This is a genomic window from Olleya sp. AS48 (assembly GCF_038900355.1).
In the GTDB taxonomy this organism is placed as follows: domain Bacteria; phylum Bacteroidota; class Bacteroidia; order Flavobacteriales; family Flavobacteriaceae; genus Olleya.
Genome location: NZ_JBBMRD010000002.1, coordinates 66,642 through 81,370, shown reverse-complemented (window position 1 = coordinate 81,370; position 14,729 = coordinate 66,642). Strand labels below are relative to the sequence as shown.

Annotated in this window: 12 protein-coding genes and 1 riboswitch; of the genes, 11 read left to right on the top strand and 1 reads right to left on the bottom strand. The window is 33.0% G+C overall.

What is annotated here, in order from left to right:
• Positions 1-28: 28 nt before the first annotated feature.
• Positions 29-1,285, bottom strand: coding sequence for a methionine adenosyltransferase (metK, locus tag WNY60_RS03470; protein WP_342861533.1), 1,257 nt, complete (start codon positions 1,283-1,285; stop codon positions 29-31).
• Positions 1,286-1,632: 347 nt separating this feature from the next.
• Here metK and WNY60_RS03465 point away from each other — a divergent pair, with 347 nt between their 5' ends.
• The 11 genes from WNY60_RS03465 (at position 1,633) to cysD (ending at position 14,661) form a co-directional block, all read left to right on the top strand.
• A complete protein-coding gene (locus WNY60_RS03465; protein ID WP_342861531.1) occupies positions 1,633-4,212 on the top strand; it encodes a phosphoenolpyruvate carboxylase in 2,580 nt (859 codons plus the stop codon).
• Positions 4,213-4,440: 228 nt separating this feature from the next.
• Positions 4,441-4,564: riboswitch (SAM riboswitch) on the top strand.
• Between the two features lie 121 nt (positions 4,565-4,685).
• Positions 4,686-5,978: an O-acetylhomoserine aminocarboxypropyltransferase/cysteine synthase gene (locus tag WNY60_RS03460; RefSeq protein ID WP_145006202.1), complete on the top strand. Its 1,293-nt coding sequence runs from the start codon at positions 4,686-4,688 to the stop codon at positions 5,976-5,978.
• Positions 5,979-6,071: 93 nt separating this feature from the next.
• The gene (locus WNY60_RS03455) at positions 6,072-6,524 is read left to right on the top strand and encodes an OsmC family protein (RefSeq protein WP_145006205.1); all 453 of its coding nucleotides are present in this window, start codon (positions 6,072-6,074) and stop codon (positions 6,522-6,524) included.
• A 1-nt stretch (position 6,525) separates the two neighbouring features.
• Positions 6,526-7,542 carry an alpha/beta fold hydrolase gene (locus WNY60_RS03450; protein WP_342861528.1) on the top strand — a complete coding sequence of 339 codons (1,017 nt, stop codon included), beginning with the start codon at positions 6,526-6,528 and terminating at the stop codon, positions 7,540-7,542.
• The gene (locus WNY60_RS03445) at positions 7,539-8,540 is read left to right on the top strand and encodes a homocysteine S-methyltransferase family protein (protein ID WP_342861526.1); all 1,002 of its coding nucleotides are present in this window, start codon (positions 7,539-7,541) and stop codon (positions 8,538-8,540) included. The genes WNY60_RS03450 and WNY60_RS03445 overlap by 4 nt, the downstream gene beginning before the upstream one ends.
• Positions 8,540-11,245, top strand: a complete 2,706-nt coding sequence (gene metH / locus WNY60_RS03440; RefSeq protein WP_342861525.1) for a methionine synthase — start codon at positions 8,540-8,542, stop codon at positions 11,243-11,245. The genes WNY60_RS03445 and metH overlap by 1 nt, the downstream gene beginning before the upstream one ends.
• A 153-nt stretch (positions 11,246-11,398) precedes the next feature.
• The gene (metF, locus tag WNY60_RS03435) at positions 11,399-12,355 is read left to right on the top strand and encodes a methylenetetrahydrofolate reductase [NAD(P)H] (protein ID WP_342861524.1); all 957 of its coding nucleotides are present in this window, start codon (positions 11,399-11,401) and stop codon (positions 12,353-12,355) included.
• Positions 12,356-12,381: 26 nt separating this feature from the next.
• Positions 12,382-12,789 (top strand): Rrf2 family transcriptional regulator, encoded by a 408-nt coding sequence (locus tag WNY60_RS03430; protein WP_145006221.1) that lies wholly within the window; start codon positions 12,382-12,384, stop codon positions 12,787-12,789.
• A 73-nt stretch (positions 12,790-12,862) separates the two neighbouring features.
• Positions 12,863-13,129 carry a DUF2061 domain-containing protein gene (locus tag WNY60_RS03425; protein ID WP_341587394.1) on the top strand — a complete coding sequence of 89 codons (267 nt, stop codon included), beginning with the start codon at positions 12,863-12,865 and terminating at the stop codon, positions 13,127-13,129.
• Positions 13,126-13,743, top strand: a complete 618-nt coding sequence (locus WNY60_RS03420) for a phosphoadenosine phosphosulfate reductase family protein (RefSeq protein WP_145006226.1) — start codon at positions 13,126-13,128, stop codon at positions 13,741-13,743. The genes WNY60_RS03425 and WNY60_RS03420 overlap by 4 nt, the downstream gene beginning before the upstream one ends.
• A 15-nt stretch (positions 13,744-13,758) precedes the next feature.
• Positions 13,759-14,661: a sulfate adenylyltransferase subunit CysD gene (gene cysD, locus WNY60_RS03415; RefSeq protein ID WP_292947047.1), complete on the top strand. Its 903-nt coding sequence runs from the start codon at positions 13,759-13,761 to the stop codon at positions 14,659-14,661.
• The last annotated feature ends 68 nt before the right edge of the window (positions 14,662-14,729 follow it).

The window sequence follows — 14,729 nt, the reverse complement described above, 5'->3', positions numbered from 1 at the left end:
GCTTTTTTTATATGATTAAGGCAAAATGTTATAAGCCAAATTCAGCTTTTACTTTATCTACGTAGTTTAATTTTTCCCAAGTAAATAATTCAACATCTAAAGTAATGTCTCCTCCATTTGGTCTAGAAAATGTTTTAGACACGGTTTCGTTTTGTCTTCCCATATGTCCATAAGCAGCTGTTTCGCTATACATTGGATTACGTAATTTTAAACGGTCTTCAATCGCAGATGGACGCATGTCAAATATCTTCGATATTTTTTGTGCAATTTCTCCATCAGTCATATTAAATGGACAAGTTCCGTATGTGTCTACAAAAATTCCCATTGGCTCAACAACACCAATTGCGTATGATACTTGTACTAAAATTTCATCAGCAACGCCTGCTGCAACTAAATTTTTAGCAATATGTCTTGTTGCATAAGCTGCACTTCTATCAACTTTACTTGGATCTTTTCCAGAAAAAGCACCACCACCATGGGCTCCTTTTCCTCCGTAAGTATCAACAATAATCTTACGACCAGTTAATCCTGTATCACCATGAGGTCCTCCAATAACAAATTTTCCTGTTGGATTAATGTGGTATTTGATGTCGTCATTAAATAATGCTTGTGTCGCTTCTGGTAATTTAGCTACCACTCTAGGTATTAATATCTCGACAATGTCTTTTCTTATTTTAGATAACATCACCTCATCGTTAGCATCAAAATCGTCATGCTGAGTTGATACTACAATGGCATCAATACGTTGTGGTATATTATCATCACTATACTCAATAGTAACTTGACTTTTAGAGTCAGGTCTTAAATAAGTAATGTCTTTGCTTTCGCGACGTAACTCAGCTAATTCAATTAAGATTTTATGAGATAAATCTAAAGCTAAAGGCATGTAGTTTTCCGTTTCGCGAGTTGCATAACCAAACATCATACCTTGGTCACCAGCACCTTGCTCTTCCTTATTAGCTCTGTCAACACCACGATTAATATCATCCGATTGCTCATGTATTGCACTAAAAACACCACAAGAGTTACCATCAAACATATACTCACTTTTAGTATATCCAATCTTATTAATGGTGTCTCTTGCTATTTGTTGTACGTCTAAATACGTGTTAGATTTAACCTCTCCAGCTAAAACAACTTGTCCTGTTGTTACTAAAGTTTCGCAAGCAACCTTACTGTCTTTATCAAATGCTAAAAAATTATCTATTAAAGCATCACTAATTTGATCTGCTACTTTGTCTGGGTGTCCTTCAGACACACTCTCTGATGTAAATAAATACGCCATATTTGTTTTTTAAAATGTATATAATAGATTTGACGAAAGCGTCTAAGGAAGTTTACACTGCCTTTAGCATTTTTTAATGAGGTTGCAATCAGTCAAATCCGTCCTCTAATTTATTGAGCAGCAAAAGTAAGAAAATAAAGTAGTTTTTATCAAAACATACCGTTAAAAATAGTTAATTGATGGAATTGTCAATGATAATTACATTTAGTAAAAATCAAAATATGAAGATTTAATTACGTAATTCATACAAAGCAGTACTATTAGTTAATAATTCCTAAAAATTTCAATCATTTTATCAAAGTCAACTATTGTTCATTAACTTTATAACTTATCTAAAAATAAAAATTATGCCTTTACAGCCTAAGTTGACGCGTTTCAATCAAAACGTATTGTCTAAATATCAAATATACAATGGTATTTTTATGACCCTTCCTTTTGATACAATTACTAAAACAGGTGTGTTATTACCACTGTTTCATGAAACGTGCAAAAATGGGTTTGAAGATGGGCATAATCCTACTGTTATTGTAGATACGTTTTTTAAAAAATATCAAGCTAGACGTTCAGATAAATCCAAGATAGATTTGTTGTTTAGGTTTATTCAGTATATTGAAAGACAAGTCGTTTTATTTGATGCGATTGAGGATGCTGCTTTCCCGATTGTTAATAATATGGACGGAATTGGTACTCTTAGAAGTTTAAAAGAAAGTGCTGCTGCAGAAGGAAAGCTAGATAAGTTACGTCAGTATTTAGAAGAGTTTAAAGTTAGAATTGTGCTAACAGCACATCCAACACAATTTTATCCTGGTACTGTTTTAGGAATTATCACAGACTTGACAGAAGCAGTTAGAGAAAACGACTTACTTCGTATAAATGATTTGTTAGCGCAATTAGGAAAAACACCATTTTTTAAACATGAAAAACCAACACCTTACGATGAAGCGGTTAGCTTAATCTGGTATCTAGAAAATGTGTTTTATGAATCCTTCGGAAAAATATATGACTATATCCAACAAAATATTTTTGACGGGAAACATATAGATAACGATATTATTAACATTGGTTTTTGGCCAGGAGGAGACAGAGATGGTAACCCATTTGTTACACCAGAAATTACAGTTAAAGTCGCAGAAAGGTTACACGAAACTATTATTAAAAATTACCATAAAGACGTCCGAAAGTTAAAACGTAAATTAACCTTTCAAGGTGTTGAAGCGCGTATATCACACATAGAAACACAGTTATATAAAAAAGTGCTTCATGAAGAATCAAGTTTAACTTTAAACGAATTTGTTTCAGAATTAAAAGCCATCAGACAAATTATAATTGATCAGCATCAATCGCTTTACGTTACCGAAGTAACTAGTTTACTTAACAAAATTCATTTATTTGGTTTTCATTTTTCAAGCTTAGATATACGTCAAGATAGTAGAGTGCATCATTCAATTTTTACAACAATGGTGGATAGTATGATTGCTAACGGAAGCAAGGATATTCCGAGTAATTATCATAGTCTTTCAGAAGCGGAACAAGTTAAGGTTTTGTCTGAAGTTAAAGGAACAGTGGATTTGTCTTTAATTAAAGATGAAGAAACGCTAAAAGCACTAAATACTATTAAGGCTTTAAAATCTATTCAGGAAACTAATGGAGAGTTGGCTGCAAACCGTTATATAATTAGTAATAATCAAACCACTTTAAATGTGATGCAGTTATTTGCAATGCTTAAAGTAGTAGCATTTAATGATAAGCTTACGGTTGATATTGGACCTCTTTTTGAAACTATTACAGATTTAGAAAATGCACATATAGTAATGGAGGATTTATATACAAATCCTGCTTATGCTAAACACTTAAAATCTAGAGGAAATAAGCAAACTATTATGTTAGGCTTTAGTGACGGAACTAAAGATGGAGGTTATTTAATGGCTAATTGGGCTATTTATAAAGCAAAAGAACGTTTAACAGCTATCTCTAGAAAATATGATGTAACTGTCATATTTTTTGATGGTCGTGGTGGACCACCTGCTAGAGGTGGTGGTAAAACACACAATTTTTATGCGTCATTAGGACCAACTATAGAGGATAAAGAAGTGCAATTAACCATCCAAGGACAAACTATTAGTTCTAATTTTGGTACTTTAGATTCTTCACAATATAACTTAGAACAATTAATAAGTTCTGGTATATATAATAGTTTAAGTGATGCGGATTTACGCATGGTTCCAGAAAACAGAGCGGTTATGGATAATCTAGCTAAGCTAAGTTATCAAGCGTATGTAGATTTTAAAAACCATCCAAAATTTATCTCATATTTAGAACATATGAGTACACTTAAGTATTACGCAAAAACTAATATTGGAAGTAGACCTTCCAAACGTGGTAAAGCAGAAGGCTTAGTGTTTGAAGATTTAAGAGCCATTCCTTTTGTGGGATCTTGGAGTCAACTAAAACAAAATGTACCAGGATTTTTTGGTGTTGGTACTGCTTTAAAACATTACGAAGATGCTGGCGAATTTGAAAAAGCGCAAAACTTATTTAAAACCTCTAGCTTTTTTAGAACATTAATTGAAAACAGTATGATGTCCTTATCAAAATCGTTTTTTGATTTGACAAAGTATATGAGTGATGATCCAGAATATGGTGCCTTTTGGAATGTTATACATACCGAGTATTTAACGACAAAACGATTGATTTTAAAATTAACAGGTTATAAAGATTTAATGGAAGAAGAGCCATCAGGTAAAGCCTCTATTAGGGTCAGAGAATCTATTGTATTGCCACTATTAACAATACAACAATATGCTTTAAAACAAATTCAGGAATTAGAAAAAGCAGATGTAAAAGATGCCGAGTTGATTGCTGTTTATGAAAAATTAGTAACACGATCGTTATTTGGTAATATAAATGCGAGTCGTAATTCGGCTTAATTATAACCAATTAACGTTTAATAAGACTTTAAATAGCAAGTTTAATTTTTTTTGAACTTGCTATTTTTAAATATAACAGAATATTAATCTGTATAATTTAATATTATATGAATTATTTTCTGTATAATTAATAAAAAGTTAATTTTTTAGAAAATTATTCCGTTTTGTTTGTTTCTAAAATATTTATTTTGCAATATTTGTACTCACAAAGTTCAAAAACTTACTGAAATGTTATCAAGAAAGGTGGAGGGATTAGACCCATTGAAGCCTTAGCAACCCTTAGACTTACTAAGAAGGTGCTAAATTCTACTTAATTTTCGATTCATTAATCGATACATTGGATAGATAACTAAAAACTAATTACTCATCTGTGGTTAGTATTTTTCTTTTTAACATTTTTCTATTAAGTATGCTTCAAACGAAGCTTATTTGACTTTTGGTTTAATTTATTTATTAACTCAAAAATTAGAAAAATGAGTACTCAAAAATTTGCAACACAAGCATTACACGCAGGACATGACACTGCTAAAACAGGAGGGACAAGAGCAGTTCCTATTTATCAAACTACTTCATACGTTTTTGACGATTCGGATGACGCAGCAGGACGCTTTAACCTGTCTGTCCCTGGGTTTATTTATACACGTTTAAATAACCCAACAAACGATGTTTTAGAACAACGTATTGCAGCTCTAGAAGGTGGTATTGCAGCAGTAGCAACTGCTTCCGGAACAGCTGCCATTTCTACAACATTATTAACCTTATTAAAAGCAGGAGATCATATTGTGGCTTCTAGTAGTTTGTATGGTGGTACCTATAATCTATTAAGCGTAACCTTACCAAGACATGGTATTACAACCACATTTGTAGATCCTTCTGATCCAGAAAATTTTAGTAAAGCAGCTCAAGAAAATACAAGAGCTGTATTTGTAGAGTCTTTGGGTAATCCAAAATTGGATGTATTGGATTTAGAGGCTATTTCTAAACATGCAAAAGCCCATAAAGTGCCATTAATTGTGGATAATACAGTTGCGACACCTTACTTGTTAAATCCAATTGAATATGGTGCAAATATAGTCATCCATTCGCTAACAAAATATATTACAGGTAACGGAACTTCTTTAGGTGGTATCATTATAGATGCAGGAACTTTTGACTGGACTAATGGTAAGTTTCCAGAATTTACAGAGCCTTCTGCTGGATACCATGGTTTAGTCTATAGTGATGTTATTGGACCAGCAGCATTTATTGCAAAGGTAAGAATTGAAGGTTTACGTGATTATGGTGGCGCTTTAAGTCCTTTTAATGCATTTCAGATTATTCAAGGATTAGAAACCTTAGAATTAAGAATTTTAAAACACTCTCAAAATGCTTTACAATTAGCTAAATGGTTACAAGAACAGCCAGAAGTAACTTGGGTAAATTATCCAGGGTTACAAACTAGTAAATACAATACGTTAGCTAAAAAATATTTACCTAAAGGACAAAGTGGTGTGGTGACATTTGGAGTGGAAGGTGGTTTTGAATCGGCTAAAAAAATAGCAGATACGACTAAGTTATTTTCACTATTGGCTAATATTGGCGACACTAAATCACTAATTATTCATCCTGCAAGTACAACGCATCAACAATTAAGTGATGAAGCGCAACAAGCCACAGGAGTTACAAAAGACTTAATCAGATTGTCCGTTGGAATAGAAAATATAGACGATTTAAAAGCAGATTTAAAAGAGGCTTTTGCTGTTGTAAACAAAACCGTTTTAGCTTAGACTTAATTTAATTTTAATTATTTAACCCGAAATAACTTCACACTTTTTAGTTGCCATTTTAAAGTGTGATGGTTATTTCTAATGCAATGAAATATGAGTGATTTAAAATTTACAGTAGCAGGAAATAGTACTTCTGCTACTCAATTTATAGGACAAGCAAGACAATTTAAATTAGTGGTTGACGAACCAGATGCGTTAAATGGAACAGATCAAGGTCCAAACCCTGTCGAGTATATTTTAGCAGGTTTTGCAGGTTGCGTAAATGTAGTTGGACACCTAGTAGCAAAAGAGCTTGGTTTTAAAATAGAAAAACTTGATATCGAAGTTTCAGGACAGATCAATCCAAATAAATTCTTAGGAATCTCGCAAGACGAGCGTGCTGGTTTTAAAACAATAGAACTAAACCTAATCCCTAAAACAGATGCAAGTATAGAAACACTTGCAAAATGGTTAGAGATTGTTGAGGCACGTTGTCCTGTAAGAGACAATTTGTCCAATAAAACGCCAATAAAAATAGCTGTTGAAAAAGAATATAGTTTAAAGTAAAATGGAGAATTTAAAATATATAAATATCCCTGAGTTTGTTAACAATAATGGTAAGACATCAGATATTAAGTTGTCTTACCAATTATTTGGCAGACCATTACATACAGCACCAATTATATTGGTAAATCATGCACTTACTGGTAATTCTAATGTGGTTGGAGATCAAGGATGGTGGAATGATTTAATAGGTGATAATAAATGTATTGATACCTTACATTATACCATTTTAGCTTTTAATGTTCCAGGTAATGGTTATGATAATCTAGAAGAAAATCTGATACATAATTACCAGGAATTTACAGCTAGAAACATAGCCGAAATCTTTGCTTTAGGACTTCAACATTTATTAATTAATAAATTGTATGCCATCATTGGAGGTTCCGTTGGAGGAGGAATAGCTTGGGAGTTAGCTGTTTTAAAACCAAACTTAGCAGAGCATGTAATACCAATTGCTACAGATTGGAAAGTGACGGATTGGATTACCGCAAATTGCCATATTCAGGACGCAATCTTAAACAATTCAAATCAGCCTTTAAAAGATGCCAGAATGCACGCTATGACTTTATATCGTACGCCAGAATCTTTGACAAAAAAGTTTTCTCGTAGTAAAAATTCACAATCTTTATTTAAAGTCCAAAGTTGGTTAAGTTATCATGGAGACCAGTTGGATAGTAGATTTCATTTGTCAGCTTATAAATTAATGAATCAAATCCTAAAAACTATTGATATAACAAAAGGACGATTACCATTTAAAGACGTGGCTTCAGTCATTAAAGGTCACGTACATATTATAACAATTGATAGCGATTTGTTTTTCAAGGCTGATGAAAACTGGGAAACTTATATTGATTTAAAATCAGTCAAACAAAACGTAACTATTGGCGAGATTAAATCGCTTCATGGTCATGATGCTTTTTTAATAGAATTTGATCAGTTGTCTAGCTTATTAAACCCAATTTTTAAAAGTAAAGAAGTGTTAACAAACAAATTTGAAACTGTATTAAAAAAGTGTGTATGAGTAGTATTACAGAAGTCATTAAAAAGCGAATTTTAGTGCTTGATGGTGCAATGGGTACCATGTTACAACGCTATAATTTTACTGAAGAAGATTTTAGAGGCGAGCGTTTTAAAGACTATCCAACATCTTTAAAAGGAAATAATGATTTACTGTCATTAACCCAACCCAATGCTATTGCAGACGTACATCGTAAGTATTTTGAAGCTGGAGCAGATATAGTTGAAACCAACACATTTTCAGGAACAACCATCGCTATGGCAGACTATAATATGGAAGATTTGGTTTACGAACTTAATTTTGAATCGGCTAAAATTGCTAAATATGTTGCTACGGAATTCACTAATAAAAACCCTGAAAAACCACGTTTTGTGGCAGGAAGTATTGGTCCTACAAATCGTACTGCAAGTCTAAGTCCAGATGTTAACAGACCAGAATTTAGAGCTGTAACATTTGATGACTTACGTATTGCCTATAAACAACAAGTAGAAGCATTAATAGCTGGAGGAGTAGACTTATTGTTAGTCGAAACTATTTTTGACACTTTAAATGCAAAAGCAGCATTATTTGCAATTGAAGAAGTAAAAGAAGAAAAAAACATAGACATTCCAATTATGGTTTCTGGTACCATTACAGATGCGTCTGGTCGTACACTGTCTGGTCAAACAGTTGAGGCTTTTTTAGCCTCAATTTCTCACGTGCCTTTGTTAAGTGTTGGCTTTAATTGTGCATTAGGCGCAAAGCAATTACAACCTTATTTAAAACGTCTTTCAAGTCAAACAGATTTTTACACGTCTGCGCATCCAAACGCTGGACTACCAAATGCTTTTGGAGAATATGATCAAACTCCAGAAGAAATGAAAAACTTAATCGAAGGATATTTAAAAGACGATTTAATTAATATTATTGGTGGTTGCTGTGGGACAAATCCAGAACATATTAAAGCAATTGCTCAGGTTGTAAAAAGCTATAAACCAAGACAAATTAAACAACTAGCATAATGGACGACTGCGACTGTCAAAAATATTTAACGCTTTCTGGTTTAGAACCCTTAATTGTAACTCCAGAAAGTAATTTTATAAACGTAGGAGAGCGAACCAATGTTACAGGTTCTAGAAAGTTTTTACGTTTAATAAAAGAAGAAAAGTATACCGAAGCGTTAGCTGTAGCAAGAGATCAAGTAGAAGGTGGTGCACAAATTTTAGATGTCAACATGGACGAAGGTATGTTGGATGGCGTTTATGCGATGACTACTTTTTTAAATCTCATTGCTTCAGAGCCAGATATTTCCCGAATCCCTATAATGATTGATAGCTCTAAATGGGAAATTATTGAGGCTGGTTTAAAGGTGGTTCAAGGTAAATCTGTTGTAAATTCTATAAGTTTAAAAGAAGGAGAAACCGAGTTTATTCGTCAAGCTAAACTAGTAAAACGTTATGGAGCTGCTGTAATTGTAATGGCTTTTGATGAAAATGGTCAAGCAGATACGTATAAGCGTCGTATTGAAATTTGTGAACGTTCTTATAAAATATTGGTTGATACTGTCAATTTTCCTGCACAAGATATCATTTTTGATCCCAATATTTTTCCGGTTGCAACAGGAATGGAAGAGCATCGTAAAAATGCATTAGACTTTTTTAATGCTACAAAGTGGATTAGACAAAATTTACCATTTGCTAATGTGTCTGGTGGTGTAAGTAATGTGTCCTTTTCTTTTAGAGGAAACAATACTGTGCGTGAGGCTATGCATGCTTCGTTTTTGTTTCATGCCATAAAAAACGGAATGAATTTAGGAATTGTAAACCCAACGATGTTGGAGATTTATGATGAAATTGATAAGGAATTATTACAGTGCGTTGAAGACGTTTTGTTTGACAAACGTGAGGATGCTACTGAGCGTTTATTGGAGTTTGCCGAAACCGTAAAAGGCAATAAAAAAGAAACTACAGAAACGGTTCAGGAATGGAGAAATACCGAGTTGCAAAGCAGGATTACACATGCTTTAGTAAAAGGGATTGATACGTTTATAATTGAAGATGTTGAAGAAGCAAGACAATCTGTTTCAAGACCAATTGAAGTCATTGAAGGTCATTTAATGCAAGGTATGAGTGTGGTTGGAGATTTATTTGGAAGCGGAAAAATGTTTTTGCCACAAGTAGTAAAATCGGCTAGAGTCATGAAAAAAGCTGTAGCGTATTTACAACCATTCATTGAGGCTGAAAAAGATGGAAAACAAGCCTTTGCTGGAAAAATTTTAATGGCAACTGTAAAAGGAGATGTGCATGATATTGGTAAAAATATTGTGAGTGTAGTTTTAGGTTGTAATAATTACCAGATTATAGATTTAGGAGTTATGGTTCCACCAGAAAAAATTATTGAAACTGCTATAAAAGAACAGGTTGATATTATTGGCTTAAGTGGTTTAATTACACCTTCATTAGACGAGATGGTTTACGTGTCCAAAGAAATGGAAAAACAAAACCTTGATATTCCTTTAATAATTGGAGGAGCAACAACATCAAAAGCACATACGTCGGTTAAAATTGCACCTCATTATAAAGATGCTGTGGTACATATTAATGATGCATCAAGAGCTGTAACAGTTGTTGGTGAATTACTAAATAAAAATAATGTTGTTTATAAGGAGCAAATTAGAGAAGAATACGATGTATTTAGAGAAAAATTCTTAAACAGAACCAAACAAAAAGAATACATAAGCATTGAAGAGGCTAGAAATAGAAAATATAAAATAGATTGGCAAACCTCTAAAATTGTAAAGCCAAAACAATTAGGAATTCAAATAATCGAAGATTTTGATATTACAAAATTAGAGTCGTTTATAGATTGGTCTCCATTTTTTAGAAGTTGGGATTTGCATGGCAAGTATCCAGATATTTTAACAGATAGCGTGGTTGGTACTCAAGCAACAGATTTGTTTATCGACGCTCAAGAATTATTAAAAAGAATTTTTGACGAAAAGCTATTAAAAGCAAAAGCCATCTTTGGGCTATTTCCTGCTAATACCATAAATGATGATGACGTTGAAGTAAGTTTGTCACCTCGAGCGCAGTCAAGAGGTCTTACAAGTGAAGATAAAATTAAATTCCTAACCTTACGTCAACAATTAAAGAAAAGAGAAGGTGTGCCTAACCATGCCTTAGCAGATTTTATTGCTCCAAAAGAAACAGGAATACAAGATTATGTTGGTGCTTTTTGCGTGTCTACTGGTTTTGGTACAGCAGAATTAGCAGAGCAGTTTGAAGCCGATAATGACGATTATAATTCGATTATGATTAAAGCGTTAGCAGATAGATTAGCCGAAGCTTTTGCGGAATATTTACACAAAGAAGTAAGAACAAAACATTGGGCTTATGCACAAGATGAAAGCTTAACTAACCAAGAATTAATTAAGGAAAGTTATAACGGAATCCGTCCAGCTCCTGGTTATCCTGCGTGTCCAGATCATTTAGAAAAACAAACCATTTGGAAGCTATTAAATGTAGAAGAAAATATTGGTGTAAAACTTACCGAAAGTCTTGCTATGTGGCCTGCAGCAAGTGTAAGTGGTTATTATTTTGGTAATCCTGAGGCTAAGTATTTTGGCTTAGGAAAAATCACGAAAGATCAATTATTGGATTATTCAAAACGAAAAAATATTAGCATAGAAGAAGCTACTAAATGGCTAAACCCAAATTTAGCGGATTAGTGCGTTAGCGATTGATGTGGCATCCTTTTTACGTCAGTTCGAGAAATACGACGTTAGGAGTATTGTATCGAGAACAAGTAAAAAGATATAACGGAAAGCGCGACCCTTGTGGTAACGCTATAAAAGTAATTGAGATATAATTATAGGTAATACATGAAAGTAACAGAACATATAACGAGAGGTAAAGGGAAAACGCAATTTTCGTTCGAGATTTTACCGCCTTTAAAAGGACAACATATCCAATCTATTTTTGATAATATTGATCCCTTAATGGCATTTAATCCGCCTTTTATTGATGTCACTTACCATCGTGAGGAGTATCATTACAAAGATTTGGGTGACGGATTGCTTAAAAAACAAGTGGTTAAAAAGCGTCCTGGAACCGTTGGAATTTGTGCTGCAATCCAAAATAAATATAATGTGGATGCCATTCCGCATATTTTATGTGGTGGTTTTACTAAAGAGGATACTGAGAATTTTTTAATTGATTTAGACTTTTTAAATATCGATAATGTAATGGCATTGCGTGGAGATGCTGTTAAAACCGAAACCTATTTTACGCCAGAAAAAGAAGGTCATACGTATGCTAGTGACTTGGTAAAACAAATAACAGCTTTAAATAAAGCTAATTATTTGGATGATCAACTGCTTAATTGTAGTGCGACGGATTTTTGTGTTGGTGTTGGTGCATACCCAGAAAAACATATGGAAGCACCAAGTCTGGAAAGTGATATTCATTTTTTAAAAAAGAAGATTAAAAATGGTGCTGAATATGTGGTGACACAAATGTTTTTTGATAATCAAAAGTATTTTCAGTTTGTAGATAAATGCAGAAACGAAGGGATTACTGTGCCGATTATTCCTGGTTTAAAACCAATATCAACTTTAAAGCAGTTAAATGTTATTCCGCATCGTTTTCATGTGGATTTGCCAGAAGCTTTAATTAAAAGTATTATTAAATGTAAAACTAATGTTGAGGTCAGACAGGTTGGTATTGAGTGGTGTATCCAGCAATCTTTAGAGCTTAAAAAAGCAGGCATACCAATGTTGCATTACTACTCGATGGGAAAAAGCGATAATATTAAAGCAATTGCCGAAGCTGTTTTTTAATAACAAAAAACGCTTACTTTTGTAATATGCTTTCTAAGAAAACAAAATACGGAATTAAGGCTTTAGTACACTTAGCTAAAAAGGACCAACGTTGTCCTGTGCAAATTAGTACGATATCTTCGGCTGAAAATATTTCTCAAAAATTTTTAGAGACAATCCTACTTACATTAAAAAAAAATGGGATTTTAGGTTCTAAAAAAGGAAAAGCAGGTGGTTATTACCTTTTAAAAGAGCCTAAAGGTGTTAGTATGGCAGATGTCATGCGTATTTTAGAAGGACCTATTGCAATGGTGCCTTGCGTAAGTTTAAATTTTTACGAGGCTTGTAGCGATTGTCCAGATGAAACCATTTGTGCTGTCCATAACTTAATGGAAGAGGTTAGAGATAGTTCTCTTAAAATTTTTAACAACAAGACTTTAGCAGATTTTATTTAATTTATTTGTGCAAACAAGCTGCAAGCTATACATTTGCATTTAATCTACTATTCCGATAGGAATTAAAGAGTAATTGAATTTAGATATGATTTTAGATGCGTTTTTTAAAGTAGAAAACAAAAAGAAGGAAGCTAAGTCATCCGAAGAGAACATTAATAGAAGCATCCTTAAAACAATAAGTTGGAGAGTTATTGGTACGTTAGATACTTTAGTAATAACCTATTTTATTACTGGCACTTTACAAATGGCTTTAAGTATTGGTTTTATAGAGTTTTTTTCTAAAATGTTACTTTACTTTTTTCATGAACGTGCTTGGAACAAAATTAAATTAGGAAAATGATACAAATAGATATAGATAGTATTAACCAAAAATTAAAAGATAAAACACCACAGGAGATTGTCAATTGGGCTATTGGTATTGCCAAAAACCCTTTGGTTACTACTAATTTTAGACCTTATGAAGCTGCAATATTACATTTAGTATCCAATCAAAAAAAGGATATAAAGGTAATTTGGTGCGACACAGGATATAATACGCCTAATACCTATAAACATGCCGAGTCCGTTATTAATACCCTAAATTTAAACGTAAAACTATATGTCCCAAAACAGACTGTTGCACATCGTGATGTAGTTTTAGGTATTCCTGATGTAAATGATCCTAATCATAAACTATTTACAGAACAAGTTAAGCTAGAGCCATTTACTAGAGCGTTTTTAGAGCATAAACCAGATGTTTGGTTTACTAATTTGCGTAAAGGTCAAACTGCTTTTAGAGATAGTATTGATGTTGTATCTGTGGATAAAAATGGAGTAATTAAAGTTAGTCCATTTTATAATTTTACAGATGAAAGCCTTGATGCATATCTTGAAAAACATCAACTACCAAACGAGTTTAAATACTTTGATCCAACTAAAGTTTTAGGTAATAGAGAATGCGGTTTACACGCATAAATGATAAATAAAATAATGAAAAATACCTCACAAATAAATCCGTTAGAAAACGAAGCTATTTATATTTTTAGAGAAGTGGCAGCACAATTTGAAAAACCAGTTTTACTGTTTTCTGGAGGAAAAGACTCTATAACATTAGTAAGATTAGCTCAAAAGGCATTTTATCCTGCTAAGATTCCGTTTCCATTAATGCATATAGACACAGGTCATAATTTTCCTGAAACTATAGCCTTTAGAGACCGTTTGGTCAAAGAATTAGGTTTAGAATTAATAGTGAGAAATGTTCAGGATTCTATTGATCAAGGAAAAGTTAAAGAAGAATCTGGACGATACGCAAGCCGAAACCAATTACAAACAACAACACTTTTAGATGCTATTGAAGAGTTTAAATTTGATGCGTGTATTGGAGGAGCCAGACGTGATGAGGAAAAAGCAAGAGCAAAAGAACGTATCTTTTCAGTAAGAGATGATTTTGGACAATGGGACGAAAAAAATCAACGTCCCGAATTATTTGACATGCTAAATGGACAAATTGAATTGGGACAAAATGTACGTGTATTTCCAATTTCCAATTGGACGGAATTAGATGTTTGGTCCTATATAGAGAAAGAAAAAATTGAAATTCCTTCTATTTATTTTGCACATACAAGAGCTACTTTTTTAAGAGATGGATTAATATGGTCTGCTGACGATGACGTTGTTTATAGAGATGAAGATGAAGAAGTGATTGAAAGAATTGTACGTTTTAGAACCGTTGGAGATATGAGTTGCACAGCAGCTGTCTTATCCGAAGCTTCAGATATATCTAGTGTAGTACAAGAGATTCGCGATTCTTCAATATCAGAGCGAGGTGCTAGAATAGATGATAAGCGTTCTGAAGCAGCAATGGAGAAACGAAAACAACAAGGGTACTTTTAGAGAAGCCTTTTCATTCCTTGAAAAAGTAATATTTAATTTAATAATAAAAACTTCATTTTGAAGTCAAA

Excerpts from the sequence above, each read along its gene's own strand:
- metK (WP_342861533.1), bottom strand. The coding sequence starts at position 1,285 with ATGGCGTATTTATTTACATCAGAGAGTGTGTCTGAAGGACACCCAGAC.
- WNY60_RS03465 (WP_342861531.1), top strand. The coding sequence starts at position 1,633 with ATGCCTTTACAGCCTAAGTTGACGCGTTTCAATCAAAACGTATTGTCT.
- WNY60_RS03460 (WP_145006202.1), top strand. The coding sequence starts at position 4,686 with ATGAGTACTCAAAAATTTGCAACACAAGCATTACACGCAGGACATGAC.
- WNY60_RS03455 (WP_145006205.1), top strand. The coding sequence starts at position 6,072 with ATGAGTGATTTAAAATTTACAGTAGCAGGAAATAGTACTTCTGCTACT.
- WNY60_RS03450 (WP_342861528.1), top strand. The coding sequence starts at position 6,526 with ATGGAGAATTTAAAATATATAAATATCCCTGAGTTTGTTAACAATAAT.
- WNY60_RS03445 (WP_342861526.1), top strand. The coding sequence starts at position 7,539 with ATGAGTAGTATTACAGAAGTCATTAAAAAGCGAATTTTAGTGCTTGAT.
- metH (WP_342861525.1), top strand. The coding sequence starts at position 8,540 with ATGGACGACTGCGACTGTCAAAAATATTTAACGCTTTCTGGTTTAGAA.
- metF (WP_342861524.1), top strand. The coding sequence starts at position 11,399 with ATGAAAGTAACAGAACATATAACGAGAGGTAAAGGGAAAACGCAATTT.
- WNY60_RS03430 (WP_145006221.1), top strand. The coding sequence starts at position 12,382 with ATGCTTTCTAAGAAAACAAAATACGGAATTAAGGCTTTAGTACACTTA.
- WNY60_RS03420 (WP_145006226.1), top strand. The coding sequence starts at position 13,126 with ATGATACAAATAGATATAGATAGTATTAACCAAAAATTAAAAGATAAA.
- cysD (WP_292947047.1), top strand. The coding sequence starts at position 13,759 with ATGAAAAATACCTCACAAATAAATCCGTTAGAAAACGAAGCTATTTAT.